The sequence below is a fragment of the Arthrobacter parietis genome (genome assembly GCF_039530425.1).
GTDB lineage: Bacteria > Actinomycetota > Actinomycetes > Actinomycetales > Micrococcaceae > Arthrobacter_D > Arthrobacter_D parietis.
This window is the reverse complement of record NZ_BAAAON010000002.1, coordinates 625,232-639,705: the sequence shown is the minus strand read 5'-3', so window position 1 is coordinate 639,705 and position 14,474 is coordinate 625,232. Positions and strand designations below refer to the sequence as shown.

General features: G+C 63.1%; 13 protein-coding genes. 9 read left to right on the top strand and 4 right to left on the bottom strand.

What is annotated here, in order from left to right:
* Positions 1–9: 9 nt before the first annotated feature.
* Together ABFX19_RS11160 and ABFX19_RS11155 are read right to left on the bottom strand one after the other, a co-directional pair.
* Entirely contained in the window at positions 10–774 is a 765-nt protein-coding gene (locus ABFX19_RS11160; RefSeq protein ID WP_277358378.1) for a type 1 glutamine amidotransferase, read from the bottom strand.
* Positions 771–2,042, bottom strand: coding sequence for a MurT ligase domain-containing protein (locus ABFX19_RS11155; RefSeq protein ID WP_346028423.1), 1,272 nt, complete (start codon positions 2,040–2,042; stop codon positions 771–773). Before ABFX19_RS11155 ends, ABFX19_RS11160 begins: the two co-directional genes overlap by 4 nt.
* A gap of 86 nt (positions 2,043–2,128) precedes the next feature.
* Between ABFX19_RS11155 and pdxT the strand changes: the two genes are divergently transcribed.
* The 9 genes from pdxT (at position 2,129) to ABFX19_RS11110 (ending at position 12,222) form a co-directional block, all read left to right on the top strand.
* Positions 2,129–2,854, top strand: a complete 726-nt coding sequence (gene pdxT / locus ABFX19_RS11150; protein ID WP_277358377.1) for a pyridoxal 5'-phosphate synthase glutaminase subunit PdxT — start codon at positions 2,129–2,131, stop codon at positions 2,852–2,854.
* The gene (locus tag ABFX19_RS11145) at positions 2,838–3,596 is read left to right on the top strand and encodes a YebC/PmpR family DNA-binding transcriptional regulator (protein ID WP_056547429.1); all 759 of its coding nucleotides are present in this window, start codon (positions 2,838–2,840) and stop codon (positions 3,594–3,596) included. Before pdxT ends, ABFX19_RS11145 begins: the two co-directional genes overlap by 17 nt.
* 30 nt (positions 3,597–3,626) lie before the next feature.
* A complete protein-coding gene (ruvC, locus tag ABFX19_RS11140; RefSeq protein WP_277358376.1) occupies positions 3,627–4,199 on the top strand; it encodes a crossover junction endodeoxyribonuclease RuvC in 573 nt (190 codons plus the stop codon).
* 134 nt (positions 4,200–4,333) lie between these two features.
* On the top strand, positions 4,334–4,963 hold the full coding sequence (ruvA, locus tag ABFX19_RS11135) for a Holliday junction branch migration protein RuvA (protein WP_277358375.1): 630 nt from the start codon (positions 4,334–4,336) through the stop codon (positions 4,961–4,963).
* Positions 4,963–6,081, top strand: a complete 1,119-nt coding sequence (ruvB, locus tag ABFX19_RS11130) for a Holliday junction branch migration DNA helicase RuvB (RefSeq protein ID WP_277358374.1) — start codon at positions 4,963–4,965, stop codon at positions 6,079–6,081. The genes ruvA and ruvB overlap by 1 nt, the downstream gene beginning before the upstream one ends.
* Before the next feature lie 194 nt (positions 6,082–6,275).
* Complete coding sequence (locus ABFX19_RS11125) at positions 6,276–6,743, top strand: preprotein translocase subunit YajC (protein ID WP_277358373.1); 468 nt, start codon at positions 6,276–6,278, stop codon at positions 6,741–6,743.
* A gap of 69 nt (positions 6,744–6,812) precedes the next feature.
* Entirely contained in the window at positions 6,813–8,573 is a 1,761-nt protein-coding gene (gene secD / locus ABFX19_RS11120) for a protein translocase subunit SecD (protein WP_346028312.1), read from the top strand.
* A complete protein-coding gene (secF, locus tag ABFX19_RS11115) occupies positions 8,570–9,583 on the top strand; it encodes a protein translocase subunit SecF (RefSeq protein ID WP_056547443.1) in 1,014 nt (337 codons plus the stop codon). The genes secD and secF overlap by 4 nt, the downstream gene beginning before the upstream one ends.
* A gap of 320 nt (positions 9,584–9,903) precedes the next feature.
* Positions 9,904–12,222 carry a RelA/SpoT family protein gene (locus ABFX19_RS11110; RefSeq protein ID WP_346028422.1) on the top strand — a complete coding sequence of 773 codons (2,319 nt, stop codon included), beginning with the start codon at positions 9,904–9,906 and terminating at the stop codon, positions 12,220–12,222.
* Here ABFX19_RS11110 and ABFX19_RS11105 read toward each other — a convergent pair.
* Both ABFX19_RS11105 and ABFX19_RS11100 read right to left on the bottom strand, forming a co-directional pair.
* Positions 12,219–12,854 (bottom strand): hypothetical protein, encoded by a 636-nt coding sequence (locus ABFX19_RS11105; protein WP_277358372.1) that lies wholly within the window; start codon positions 12,852–12,854, stop codon positions 12,219–12,221. The genes ABFX19_RS11110 and ABFX19_RS11105 overlap by 4 nt on opposite strands.
* A gap of 99 nt (positions 12,855–12,953) precedes the next feature.
* The gene (locus ABFX19_RS11100) at positions 12,954–14,453 is read right to left on the bottom strand and encodes a DUF349 domain-containing protein (RefSeq protein WP_346028311.1); all 1,500 of its coding nucleotides are present in this window, start codon (positions 14,451–14,453) and stop codon (positions 12,954–12,956) included.
* Positions 14,454–14,474: the final 21 nt, after the last annotated feature.

The window sequence follows — 14,474 nt, the reverse complement described above, 5'->3', positions numbered from 1 at the left end:
GGAACCGACTCAGCGCGGCCGGGCAGCAGCGTGGCGGCGCGCCAGCTCGGCAAGGCTGTCATCGACATCGCCCGGCTCGAAGGAGCCGTACTTGCGAGTCACCGCCTCACGGATCAGGAAGTCGGCAACCGCGGGATTCTTCGGCAACAGTGAGCCATGGAGGTAACTGGCGACGATGTTGAGGTGCCGGGCTCCTTCATGGTCCTCCTTCGAGTTATTGCCTTCACCCTTGGTCACGGTGGCGAGCGGACGGACGTTTGGACCGAGGAAGGTCTGACCGCTGTGGTTCTCATAGCCGTGGATGTCGCCGAACTCCTCGCTCCGGGCGACCACGTTCCCGATCAGCCGCTCCGACCCGCCATGCGTTTCGATGTCCAGGATTCCGATCCCGGGTATCACTGTGCCGTCATGGGTCTTGAAGAAGTTTCCGAAAAGCTGGTAAAGACCGCAGATCGCGAGCATGGGCGTACCGTCCCCGGCAAGCGAGCGAAGATGGGCTGCATTGGACTGCAGGTCCTGCTGGATTACAACCTGCCCGCTGTCCTGTCCGCCGCCGCCGATGAGGATGTCCACGTCTGAAGGGAAGGTGTCCCCGGCATTGTGTTCGAGGATCACCGCCTCATACCCGTGCCAGGCGAGGCGCTGCTTGAGCACCAGCACATTGCCCCAGTCGCCATAGATGTTCATGTCCCGCGGATAGAGCTGCAGGATCCGAACGGCGCCCTTACTCGCGGGCGGGTTAGCGGGAGAGCCCGCAGGAGTGCCGGAACTCATGAAACCACCTTCACATCGGTAATTTTGGACAGGTCCCTGCGGATCGCGAGCATCGCGGTATAGGTGCAGAAGATCCGCTTCGGGCGGTCCTTCGCACCGCGGATGAACCTGCGGAGTGCTGATCCGGTGTCAGGATCGATGTCCTGAACGGCGACGTCGTCGTACTGCAGTCGCAGTGCCATGTCATATGCGCGGACGCCGCTGACCATGTCCACGCCGCCGGCCCGCAGGCTGTCGAAATCAACGTCCCAGAGCCATGACATGTCCCGTCCATCGGCGTAATTGTCATTGATCGCGATCATGGTTGCGTAGCCTGCAGCATCGAAGGACTTCAGGCCCAGGCGGAAGCCGCTCGGATTCTTCACCAGGACAAGCTCCAGGGGCTGGCCGTCCACCAGCAGGGATTCCCCGCGTCCGAAGGCCGGCTCAACCGCTGCGAGCGAGCGCAGCATCGCGTCGCGTTGTGCCTCACCGCCCAGGATGATCCTCGCCATTGCGAGCGCCGCGGCGGCGTTGAAGATGTTGTAGACGCCGCGGAGGCTCAGGTCGACGGTGCTTGCCTCGCCGTCCATGCTGAACGTAGCGGTATTGGATTCGACCGTTTCAAGCACGACGTCGGCGGGCAGGGAAGAGGCTGGTGCTGTTCCTGTGGCGCCGCGAAGGTCATCATCGCTGGGAAAGGTGTCCCGGAGAGATTCAGCCAGCCCGAAATAAGCCACCGCGGCGTTGCGGACCGATGGTGCAATTGAAGCGACCCGCGGATCTTCCCGGTTCAATACCACCGTGCCGGTGGTCTTTACTGCGATGTGCTCGAGCAGCTTGGTGGTCTTGTCGATCTCACCGAAGCGGTCAAGCTGATCCCGGAGGACATTGAGCAGCAGAGAATGGGTCGGAGGGACCAGATTCACAAAGTGGACGGCGTGGGCTTCGTCCAGTTCCAGGACGGCGACGTCGGCTCTCAGCCGTCCGCGCCAGTCCACCTCGCCGAGCAGCGCGGCGGCAACGCCCCTGGTGAAGTTGCTTCCCGTCCGGTTGGTGAAGACTTTCAGCCCCTGGCCCTCAAGGAGTTCGACCACCATCTTGGTGGTGGTGGTCTTCCCGTTGGTGCCGCTGACGACGATGATGCCCTTGGGCAGGTTTCGCAGCGCCCGCGCCATGAAGCCTGGATCGATTCGTTCGACGACCAGACCGGGAAACGCCGAACCACCGCCGCGCAGACGCGTGAGCGCCCGAACTGTTTTGCCCAGGGGCACGCTCAAGGTAGACAGACCAGACATGGTGTCTAACTTATCGCGCTTTCGTTGCCTACCCGGTATGGCGCCCGACAGTCCCAGCGCCAAACTAGACTGGGTCGGTGACTTCCACCATTTCCCTTGGCGGTGCCGCCCTGCGCGTTGGCGTTCTCGCAGTGCAGGGCGACGTACGCGAGCACATCCGGGTGATCAAATCCTTGGGCGGAGAGGCGTCAGCCGTCCGGCGCCCCAGCGAGCTGGAGCAGGTCGAGGGCGTTATCATCCCCGGCGGGGAGTCGACCACCATGGACAAGCTGACCCGCGCGTTCGGGCTCGCCGAACCGCTGCGCGAACTCATCCGCGAAGGGTTCCCGGTCTACGGGTCCTGTGCGGGAATGATCATGCTCGCGGACACCATTGCTGATCCCTCCGTTGACCTGGCGGGCAATCCCCAGCAGACCATCGGGGGCCTGGATATCGTGGTCCGCCGCAACGCCTTCGGCAGGCAGCGCGAGTCCTTCGAGACGGACCTCCCGTTTGAGGAACTGCCTGGGAACGGCTCCGACGTCCACGCGGTGTTCATCAGGGCCCCGTGGGTGGAGAAGGTAGGGGAGTCGGTGAAGGTCCTCGCACAGGTCGAGGCACCGGATACGCCGCCCGCCGAGCACGGTGCCCACACTGGGCGTGACAGTGCCAGGGCACAGCCGGTCGCTAGGATTGTTGCAGTTCGCTCAGGAAACCTGCTCGCCACGAGCTTCCACCCGGAAGTGACCGGTGAGCATCGCATCCATGAGCTTTTCCTATCGTTGATCGCACAAAGAAGGGCAGAGCATGTCGGGGCACTCTAAATGGGCTACCACCAAACACAAGAAGGCCGTGATTGACGCCAAGCGCGCCAAGTCTTTCGCGAAGCTGATCAAGAATATCGAGGTGGCGGCCCGCGCCGGCGGCGCTGACCTGGCGGGCAATCCGGCCCTTGAGCTTGCCGTGCAGAAGGCCAAGAAGACGTCCGTTCCCATCGACAACATCAACCGGGCGGTCAAGCGCGGCGCTGGGCTCACCGGCGAAGTCGTCGACTACTCAGAGATCATTTATGAAGCGCGCGGACCCCAGGGTTCGGCGCTGCTCATCGAATGCCTCACGGACAACAAGAACCGTGCAGCCTCGGAGGTCCGGGTCGCCATTACCCGAAACGGTGGATCAATTGCTGATCCCGGATCGGTCGCCTACCTGTTCGCGCGCAAAGGCGTAGTCTCCCTGCCGAAGAAAGACTTGTCGGAGGATGATGTCCTGATGGCAGTCCTGGACGCAGGCGCTGAAGAGGTGAAGGAGTCGGGTGAATCATTCGACGTTCACTCCGAGCCCACAGACCTCCGCGCGGTCGTCGCGGGTCTCGAAGAAGCCGGTATCGAATACGAGACCGACGAGGTCGAGTTTGTCCCGTCGATGCAGGTTGAACTCGATGCGGACGCCGCACGCAAGTTCCTCAAGCTCGTGGACGCGCTCGAAGAGCTCGACGACGTCCAGAACGTGTACTCGAATGCGGAGCTCGGCGATGACGTGCTCGCTGAGCTGGAGAGCGACGATTAGTTTCCGCTCCGCCCATCTTGGGGGACACCCGTGACACTGCGGGTCATGGGTGTTGACCCGGGGTTGACCCGCTGCGGACTTGCCGTGGTCGATGTCGAACCGAACCGGCGCGCCACTCTGGTGGCGGTCGGTGTGGTCGGTACGCCGGCTGACCACAGCCTCGATCGCCGCCTGCTGATGATCGCCGAGTCAGTGGATGTGTGGCTGGACACGCACTCACCGGCGGTGCTCGCCGTCGAACGCGTTTTCAGCCAGCTCAACGTCAGCACCGTCATGGGTACCGCTCAGGCTTCGGGCGTGGTGATAGCGGCGGCGGCGAGGCGGGGCATTCCGGTAGCGCTTCACACACCGACCGAGGTCAAGGCGGCAGTGACGGGTAACGGCCAGTCTGACAAGGCCGCAGTGACCAAGATGGTGACGAAAATCCTTCGCCTCGCAACGCCGCCCACCCCTGCCGACGCCGCTGATGCACTGGCACTTGCCATCACGCACGCCTGGCGAACCGGAACTACGTCCTCAGCCCGAAGCCAGGGTGGGGTTGGCCAGACCGCAGCCCAACGGCTGTGGGCGGAAGCGGAAGCGAAGGCGCGTCAACGGCGATGAACCTACTCCCGGGTAGTCTGCGTGCCGGAGTACATCGGTGTGGCGGCGCCGGATAGTCCGCGCCGGGACGTACGCTGATTCGTAGATATGTTCGGTGATATTCGTTTCGATTCTCAGCATCTGGAGCCCAGCGCATGATCAGTTCTCTGACCGGGACCGTAAGCCATGTGGGCCTGCACTCGGCCGTACTCGACGTCAACGGGTTCGGAATGCAGGTACAGGCAACGCCCCAGACTCTTTCCACCCTCCGGCTTGGCAACCAGGCCAGACTCAACACCTCGCTGATAGTCCGCGAGGATTCCATGACCCTGTTCGGATTCACGGATGCCGACGAGCGTGAGGTGTTCGAGACACTGCTGGGCGTCAGCGGCGTAGGCCCACGGTTGGCGCTGGCGGTGCTCGCGGTGTACGCCCCGGCGGCCATCCGCACCGCCGCATCGTCCGGGGATGACAAAGCATTCAGCAAGGTGCCGGGGATCGGCCCCAAGGGCGCGCGACGCATTGTGCTTGAACTCGCTGACAAACTCATTCCGCTTGAGACGGATACCCCAACTACAGCTTCCGGCGCCTGGCAGTCACAGGTTCTCGCCGCGATGATGGGTCTGGGCTGGTCGGAAAAGGACGCCGGCTCAGCCATCGACGCCGCAGTGAAGGATTCTCCAGAGATTGCGGCATCTGGGGATGTCGGTTCGATCCTGAAGCTCACACTGCGCCGGCTGGGCCAGGATGGCGCCCGCAGCTCGGCACGGGCTTCGGTGAACTGATGACAGATCAGGAACAGCCCCTTGTCTCGCCGGCCGTGGATCCGGAGGACCGGGCGGTCGAGGCAGCCCTGCGGCCGAAGAACCTGGATGATTTCGTCGGTCAGGCAAGAGTGCGCCGCCAGCTGTCCCTCGTCCTCGAAGCATCCCGGATGCGTGGCCGCAGCGCGGACCATGTTCTCCTTTCCGGACCTCCCGGGCTCGGAAAGACCACCCTGGCGATGATCATCGCCGCGGAGATGAATGCGCCCCTCCGCATCAGTTCAGGCCCCGCCATCCAGCATGCCGGAGACCTCGCCGCTATCTTGTCCTCGCTGACCGAGGGGGAGGTGCTCTTTCTCGACGAGATCCACCGCATGTCGCGCCCTGCGGAAGAAATGCTGTACATGGCAATGGAGGACTTCCGGGTAGACATCATCGTGGGCAAAGGGCCGGGCGCAACAGCGATTCCGCTGGATCTGCCACCTTTCACCCTGGTCGGCGCCACCACCCGCGCCGGGCTGCTGCCGGGTCCGCTGCGCGACCGGTTTGGATTCACCGGCCATCTCGAGTTCTACTCCACGGCGGAGCTTGAGCTCGTTCTCCGGCGCTCGGCCATGATGATGGACATGCGGGTCAACTCCGCAGCCTTTGCTGAGGTAGCCGGACGTTCCCGCGGCACCCCCAGAATCGCGAACCGCCTCCTCCGGCGCGTTCGTGACTGGGCACTTGTGAACGGCGTGGACGTCATCGATGCACGGTGCGCCGGATCCGCTCTGGATATGTACGAGGTTGACGCCAAAGGACTCGACCGCCTCGACCGGTCTGTGCTGACGGCGCTTGTGACAAAGTTCAATGGAGGGCCGGTGGGACTGTCCACTCTGGCCATTGCAGTAGGGGAAGAACCCGAGACCGTGGAAACGGTCGCCGAGCCGTATCTCGTGCGCGAGGGGATGCTCGGCAGAACGCCGCGCGGGCGAATCGCCACAGCAGCTGCGTGGGAACATCTGGGTCTGGTCATGCCTGCATCAATCGCAGCAGCCATGCCCGAAGGACTTTTCCCGGTCTACGAGGATGATCCCGTTTCCGGGGTCGAAATGGCGCTCGGGAGCGAAACGGAATGGAGCCGCAACAGCGGCTAGTGCGAAAGTTGAGGCCCATTCCCCGTAGACTGTTCTGACGTGTGGCGCAGCGCACGGTCAAAGCTTTGGAAACACTGCTGGCTTAATAGTCAGGCAGTGCTCCCGCGGACCGCGCGCAGCCGCGGAACTTCAGCGTCGGAATCACCTGCACCGCAGCCGACTGTGCTGACCAAATATAGGAACGGATCTTCTCTGTGCTCGCAAATGTAGTTGCCCAGACCACCGAGCAGACGGGTGGCGGGTTTGACATCTTCAGCCTGCTCCTCCCGTTGGCTCTCGCCTTTCTGATCTTCACCATGTTCCGCAAGCAGCGGAAGATGAAAAAGCAGGTCGCGGAGCAGCGCACCCAGATGGTCCCGGGTACCGAGGTCATGACCAACTTCGGTCTCTTCGGCACCATCGTTTCCCTCGACGAGGACAACAACAAGGCCCTTATCGAGCTTTCCCCGGGTGTTACCGCGACCGTTCACTCCCAGACCCTGAGCAAGGTGGTCGCCCCGGAACCGGTGGTCGAGGAAGAGCACAGCGTTCCCGACGACGCCTCCTCACTGACGGACCCGCTCAGCGATGCTGACCGCCCGCTTCGCGAAGAGACACCGGAAGAGTCAGCCGAGCGGCTGAACAGGGAAAACGCGCGCGACCGAAACGACAAAGACCAGTAACCTGCGACACGGCCGTACTCCTTCGGCCCGTCACGTCTCGAATTCCAACACCCAAAGGATTCACGCACCATGGCACGAACCGGCCCAGGCTCCGCCGCCAAACGTACCCTCGTATGGCTCGGCGTAGTCTTTGCACTCCTCGCCTTGCTGCTCGGCGGAGGCTCGCTGTGGAGTAACGCCAGCTGGGCACCGAAGCTCGCCCTCGACCTCGAGGGCGGTACCCAGATGATCCTCGCACCCGAGGTACAGGGCAGCAGCGAGGAAATAACCCCCGAACAGCTTGACCAGGCGGTCGAGATCATCCGGCAGCGCGTCGACGGCAGCGGTGTCGCCGAGGCCGAGATCAGCACGCAGTCGGGACAGAACGTCATTGTCGCGCTCCCGGGCATCCCTGAACCGGAGACGCGGGAACTGATCCAGGCATCGGCCCAGATGGAGTTCCGGCCCGTGCTTTTCGGAGGCCCTGGGCTTGCCCCGGCGGCTGAGACGCCGACGCCCGAAGACCAGCTTCCCACTCCGAGTGCCGAACCGACTGGTGCCAGCGATCCCAACTGGATAACCCCCGAGCTTCTGCAGGAGTTCGAGTCGACTGACTGCACCAGTCCGGAGGCACTTGAGCCTGCAGTCGAGCCGGCTCCCGCCGACCAGCCGATGGTTGCCTGCGAGCCGGACACACAGGGGAAGTACATCCTCGGTCCGGTCGAGGTTCGCGGCACTGAGATCGAGTCAGCCGATTACGGCATGGCGCGCAGTGCCCAGGGCCAGACCCTGAATGAGTGGGTCGTCAACATCGACTTCAACGAGGAGGGTACCGAGACCTTCCGCGAAGTAACCGAGCGGTTGTTCGCCATCGGTCCGGGAGATCCACGGAACCAGTTCGCCATCGTGCTGGACGGCGTTATTGTTTCAGCTCCCACCACCAACGCAGTGATTCCTGACGGGCGTCCGCAGATCAGCGGCAGCTTCACGGAGGAATCGGCAGCAGCTCTCGCAGAGCAGCTGAAGTACGGTGCTTTGCCCATCAGCTTCGAAATTCAGAGTGAACAGCAGATCTCCGCCACGCTCGGAGCCGACCAATTGCGACTCGGTCTGATCGCCGGCGTGATCGGGCTGGTTCTCGTCGCTGTGTACTCGCTCTTCCAGTACCGGATGCTCGGCCTGGTGACGATCGCCTCGCTCGTGGTGGCCGGGGTGCTTACCTACCTGGCAATCTGCATCCTCGGCTGGACAGAAAACTATCGGCTATCCCTCGCCGGTGTAGCGGGGCTGATTGTCGCAATCGGTCAGACAGCAGACTCATTCATTGTGTACTTCGAACGCATCAGGGATGAGCTCCGTGACGGCCGTGGTCTGGTCCCGGCTGTCGAGAACGGGTGGCGGCGTGCCAAGCGAACCGTACTGGCGTCCAAGGCCATGAACCTTCTCGCCGCCGTCGTGCTGTATTTCGTGGCCGTCGGAAACGTGCGCGGTTTCGCGTTCACGCTTGGATTGACGGCAATCGCCGACCTCGTTGTCGTGTTCCTGTTCACCCACCCGGTAATGCGACTGCTCGCCATGACCCGGTTCTTCGGCGAGGGTCACCGCTGGTCCGGGCTTGATCCCTCGCGACTCGGCGTGCTTCCGCTGTACCGCGGAGCCGGCCGGGTGCGGCACAAGCCGGTAGAGCGGCCCGCAGTTGAACTGCGCGGCCGGAACAAGGCCGCTGCGGGTGAAGCTGAGCGGCGCATGACTATTGCTGAACGGCGCCTGGCTGAACAGCAGAAGGCCGTTGAAGAACAAAAGACCGTCAGTGCGCAAGCACGCGGAACCAAGGAAGGGGACAACCGATGAGCCGGTTCAGTTTTGCCGAATTCGGAAACGAACTGTATTCCGGCAAGCGGTCCTATCCCTTCGTTGGAAAGCGCAACCTGTGGTTCATGATCGCCGGTGTGGCGATCTTGCTCTCGCTGCTGGTTCCGGTGATCAAGGGTGGGTTCAACCTGGGCATCGACTTCCGCGGTGGGTCAGAATTCACCGTCTCGAATGTGCAGGACACTTCCGTCGCCGCGGGCGAACAAGCCGTCACCGAGGTGGTGCCGGAAGCGGTTCCGCGGGTAACCAACATTGCCCCGGAAACCATGCGTATCCAGACGGAACGACTCAGCGATGACCAAACCCTGAGCGTGCGTGATGGGCTGATCGGCGCCTATAACGTCACGGAGGAAGACGTCACGTCCAACTTCGTGGGGCCCACCTGGGGAGAGGATGTCAGCCGCCAGGCGATCATCGGTCTGGTTGTCTTTGTGGCTCTCGCCGCGGCGCTGATGGCGATCTACTTCCGCACCTGGAAGATGTCGGTTGCGGCAATGGCGGCGCTGGTGGTGGTGATGGTGACTTCTGCCGGCATCTACTCGCTCAGTGACTTCGAAGTCACTCCATCGGCAGTCATCGGCTTCCTGACGATCCTGAGCTATTCGCTGTATGACACAGTCGTGGTCTTTGACAAGATTCGGGAGAATACGGCAGATCTGGAGGTGTCCAGCAAGCGGACCTTCGGAGAGCAGGTCAACCTGGCGGTCAACCAGACACTTGTCAGGTCGATCAACACCTCCGTTGTTGCCGTCCTGCCAGTCGCTGCAATTCTTTTCATCGGCGCGATGCTGCTCGGCGCGGGCACCCTGCGGGACCTTTCACTGGCGCTTTTCGTCGGTATCATCATCGGCACGCTGACCACCGTGTTCGTTGCTGCTCCCATGTACGCGATGCTTCGGATGAACGAGCCTGACATCCGCAAGCAGGAGAAGCGCGTAATGCACCGCCGCTCCCTCGAAGCCAAGGAAGCTGATACCGCTCCGGCGTGACCTCGCTGCGTTGCGGCGCACACCGAGACAACGGCCCGGTACCTGCGAGGTGCCGGGCCGTTGGCGTTCCATCTTCCGGAAGCGGCACTGATCTCTACGCGGACGGCAAAACGTGCACGGGATGCCGCGGACGGCGGATAAACTTGGAGAGGCAGCCGTGAGTGTGGGATGTTGTAGCCTTACCCGTCCGCGGTGGGGATGACGGAAGTCCAACGGAAGTGGGGTAATGGGTGGCTGAAGCCAGTGGTCCCGGACGCCCGTCCGGAACCGGACCGTCCACAGGTCCGGGCACCGAAGCACGTACACAACCAACCCGTACGGTGGCTCCGGCGCCGGAGCGCCCCGCGACCGGATCCGGGTCCCCGGTTGCTACTGAAGGGGCCGTCGCGCCTGGCCGCAGGGAACGAACCCGTGCCCGCCTCGCACGCCTTGCCGGACGGGGAACCACAGATTATTCTCCGGTCCTCGAACCGCTGTTGCGCACCGCCCGCGCGAACAATCCGAAAGAGGATCTTGAGTTCATCAAGCGGGCTTATGAAGTGGCTGAGCGCAGTCACGAGGGCCAGAAGCGCAAAAGTGGTGATCCTTACATCACCCACCCGGTTGCGGTAGCCACCATTCTCGCTGAGCTCGGCATGACCGGGACAACCCTTGCCGCCGCTCTCCTGCATGACACCGTCGAGGACACCAGTTGCACCCTTGATGACATCCGGCGTGACTTCGGCCAGGAAGTGGCAATGCTCGTTGACGGAGTCACCAAGCTGGACAAGGTATCCTTCGGCGACGCAGCCCAAGCGGAGACCGTCCGCAAGATGGTTGTCGCTATGGCCAAGGACATCCGGGTCCTCGTGATCAAGCTGGCTGACAGGCTGCACAACGCGCGGACGTGGCGTTTCGTATCAGCCGAATCCTCCGCTCGAAAAGCACGGGAAACCCTCGAGATCTTCGCACCCCTCGCGCACCGCCTGGGCATGAACACCATTAAGTGGGAACTTGAGGATCTCTCCTTCGCGGCGCTGCATCCCAAGGTCTACGAGGAGATTGTGCGGATGGTGGGGGACCGCACTCCGGAGCGCGAAAAGCACCTGAACCTCGTCCGGGATCAGATCGGCGAGGACCTGCGCTCGGTGAAGATCAAGTCCACCATCACAGGACGCCCTAAGCACTACTACTCGATCTACCAGAAGATGATCGTGCGGGGTAAGGACTTCGACGACATCCACGACCTGATGGGTGTACGCGTGCTCGTTGACTCGGTGCGCGACTGCTATGCAACCCTTGGGCAACTGCATGCGAGGTGGAACCCGCTCCCGGGCAGGTTCAAGGACTACATCGCGATGCCCAAGTTCAACATGTACCAATCGCTGCACACGACGGTGATTGGCCCCGGCGGGCGTCCCGTTGAGATCCAGATCCGCACACATGATATGCATCGGCGTGCCGAGTACGGTGTGGCAGCGCACTGGAAGTACAAGAATCAGGGCGGGGCCGGCACCAGCGGTGTTCCGGACAACAGTGATATGGGATGGCTTCGCAGCCTCGTGGATTGGCAGCAGGAGACATCCGATCCCGACGAGTTCCTCGACTCGCTGCGGTTTGAGATCAACGCCCGTGAAGTATTCGTGTTCACGCCCAAGGGTGAGGTCATGGCGTTGCCCGCCGGATCGACGCCGGTCGACTTCGCCTACGCCGTGCATACCGAGGTTGGTCATCGCACCATTGGAGCCCGGGTCAACGGCAAGCTTGTGCCGCTCAACAGCGAGCTTAACCACGGCGACTGGGTGGAAATTTTCACTTCAAAGGCGGAGGGAGCCGGGCCAAGCCAGGACTGGCAGGGATTCGTCAAGAGTCCTCGGGCGCGGAACAAGATCCGTCAGTGGTTCACCAAGGAACGCCGCGAAGAAGCGATTGAGAAGGGCAAGGACCAGCTGACGCGCACTATGCGGAAGCAGAATCTTCCTTTGCAGCGGATGATGACGCACGACGCCCTGCTGGCGGTGGCCCAGGAACTGCGTCATGCGGACATTTCAGCGCTCTACGCCGCTGTTGGAGACGGACATTCCTCGGCCCAGAACGTCATCGAGCACCTTGTCACCCAGATGGGCGGCCATGCCGGCGCTGAGGAAGACATCGCTGAGGCGACGGTCGCAACGCAGCCGCGGCGCCCCAAGTTCTCGGATTCAGGCGTCACCGTGCGCGGTGTGGGTGACGTCTGGGTCAAGCTGGCCCGCTGCTGCACACCGGTCCCTCCCGATCCGATCGTCGGGTTCGTCACGCGGGGGTCTGGGGTCTCGGTGCACCGTAACGACTGCCGGAACGTCCAGGAGCTGCGGGACCAACCGGGCCGGATCGTGGACGTGGAATGGGCTCCCACGCAGTCCAGTGTGTTCCTGGTGGAGATTCAGGTAGAGGCGTTGGACCGCAAGAGCCTTCTCTCGGATGTGACCAGGGTGTTGTCCGAGAACCATGTGAACATCCTGGCAGCGAGCGTGAACACGTCGACCGACCGGGTGGCTATGTCGCGGTTCGCTTTCGAGATGGGCGATCCCAAGTACCTGAGCCACATCCTCAGCGCGGTGAGAAGGATTGACGGCGTGTTTGACGTTTACCGGACCACCGGATCCCAGCGGCGCATCTAGCGGCTGACACGCAGGGCCTCGCGCAAGCGACTCAACGCACGTGCTTTTCCGGGCACCCGCACGGAACTCTCCAGCGAGAGGATCACCAGGTGCAGCGGGCAGCGCAGTCCAGGTGCTGCGGCAATGCTTTTGAGCGTCTCAACAGCCCAGAAATCCTGACCGTGAATTGCGACGTCGAGCGCAGTCCGCAACGGAGAGGTCACTGGCACACCGCCGATTGTGGAAAGATCGCAGGGCCCTAGGGTGACCTGATGCATCACCGCATCACAGAAGGCGGGAAGCGCCGTTGTGCGCCGGCGATGATCGGTGACCAAGCTGACGACAGCTGGAGCAGGGGCGCAGCCGTACACCCAGGCCGCGCTCTGGCGGGCGAGCGCAACCCGCGCGTGGAGAGAGCGCGGAACCGTGTTGATGGCTGACTGGGCGCGAATCGCCGGAGTTGACGGCTGATCTGTGCGCACGTAGGACTCCCCGCAGACATGCGCCATCAAGCCGTCCATCCGCATGGCCTGCAACTCGACGGAACTGAACAGGCTTCCGCCGTGGAACAGCACTCCGCCCGTGGAGTTGATGGCAAGGTCCCGATGGGCAAGCCCGCGGCCCTGCACAGGAGGTCCTTGCGAATATGGCATGCCTCAAGCTTCCCCAACCGGCAGGAAAAGGGAAAGTCCCGGCCTACCCGCTGTGGATAACGGTGGACCGGGACTTCATGCCTGGAGGGCCGTACGTGCCTACGAGAAGTCTTGCGCCGATTTCTGCAGCATGTCCAGCCACTGCCTGCGCGCCTCGAGTGCCTCACGTGCCTCGGAGATCCGGCGGGCATCCCCGTTCTTCTCCGCTGCTGCCAGGTCTTCCTCGAGGGACGCGATGGTGCTCTCGAGCTGGCTGAGCGCGCTGTTGGTGCGTGCCTTGGTCTCCGGGTTGGTGCGCTGCCAGTGCTCCTGCTCCGCGGCCTGCACTGCATCTTCCACTTCACGCAGGCGCGCTTCGACGCGCCCCATGTCCGCCCGGGGAACCTTCCCGGTTTCTTCCCAGCGGTCCCGAATCGACTGCAGTGCCTTCCGGGCCGCGGTGGCGTCCTTGACTGGCAGAAGCTGACGCGCTTCCGCGATGAGGGCTTCCTTTACCACGAGGTTTGAACCGTATTCCTCATCAATGGCCTCGTTTGCAGCTTTGCGGGCAGCAAAGAACACGTCTTGTGCAGCCCGGAAACGGGTCCAGAGGGCGTCGTCGTCCTTGCGGCTCGCCCGCTTCGACCCCTTCCACTCGTCCATGAGCTGCCGGTACTCGGCTGCAGTGTGACCCCAGTCGGTCGAGGCGGAAAGCTCCTCGGCGCGGCGGATCAGTGCTTCCTTTGCCTGTTTTGCCTCTGCGTTGTCATTGTCGAGCTGCGAGAAGTACGCCCTGCGGTGACGATCGAAGATAGTGCGGGCCGAGCGGAACCGCTTCCACAGTGCGTCCTCGGTGCCCCGCCCGAGCCGAAGCCCGGACTTCTGAGCAGCTTTCCACTGCTCAAACAATTCGTTCATCCGGTTGCTGCTGGCCTTCCACTGCACGGTGGACGGATCGCGGCCGGCGATCTCCTCGGCCTCGGCAACGATCGCCTCCCGTGCTTCCCTTTCGCGGGCGCGGGCGGCGTCCTGCTCGGCCTTCTCCGCGGACTCAAGCTCCGTGACGAGGCTGACCAGTGCTTCAAGCCGGGCCTCCAGGGCACGGACATCGCCGACCATCTTCCGCTCGGAGACCTGCTCGGCAAGATGGGCGGCGGTCTTCCTCATGTCCGTGGTGGGTGCTTTTGCGTGGACCCGCTGCTCCAGCAGTGTGACCTGGCCGGCGACGTCGTCGTACTTGCGCACGAAGTAGCCCAGCGCTTCCTCGCGCGGGGCATCCGGGTACTGGCCTACGGGGAACTCCTCGCCGTCCACGAGCAGGAAGACATGACCGTCTTCCTCCACGCGGGCGAACTTCTCCGCCTCCGCCAGCGGGGTGCTGTGAATCGGGGGAGCAGCAACGACGGCGGGCGCGGCGGGACCGTTGGACCGCGGTGCCATCGCGGCAGGGGTGGGGCGGGGACGCGCAGCGTTTGCGGCTCCCGGCACCGGCGCGGCCGGTTGCTCAGGAGCCGGCGCCGTGGGCTGCTCAGTAGCAGAAGGTTCTGCTGCAGCCTCAGGTTGCTCGATCCCGGTCGCTTCGGTTACAGGCATTTCGTCGGATTGCTGACTGTTTGTCACCGCTAAAAGTCTTTCGCTCGA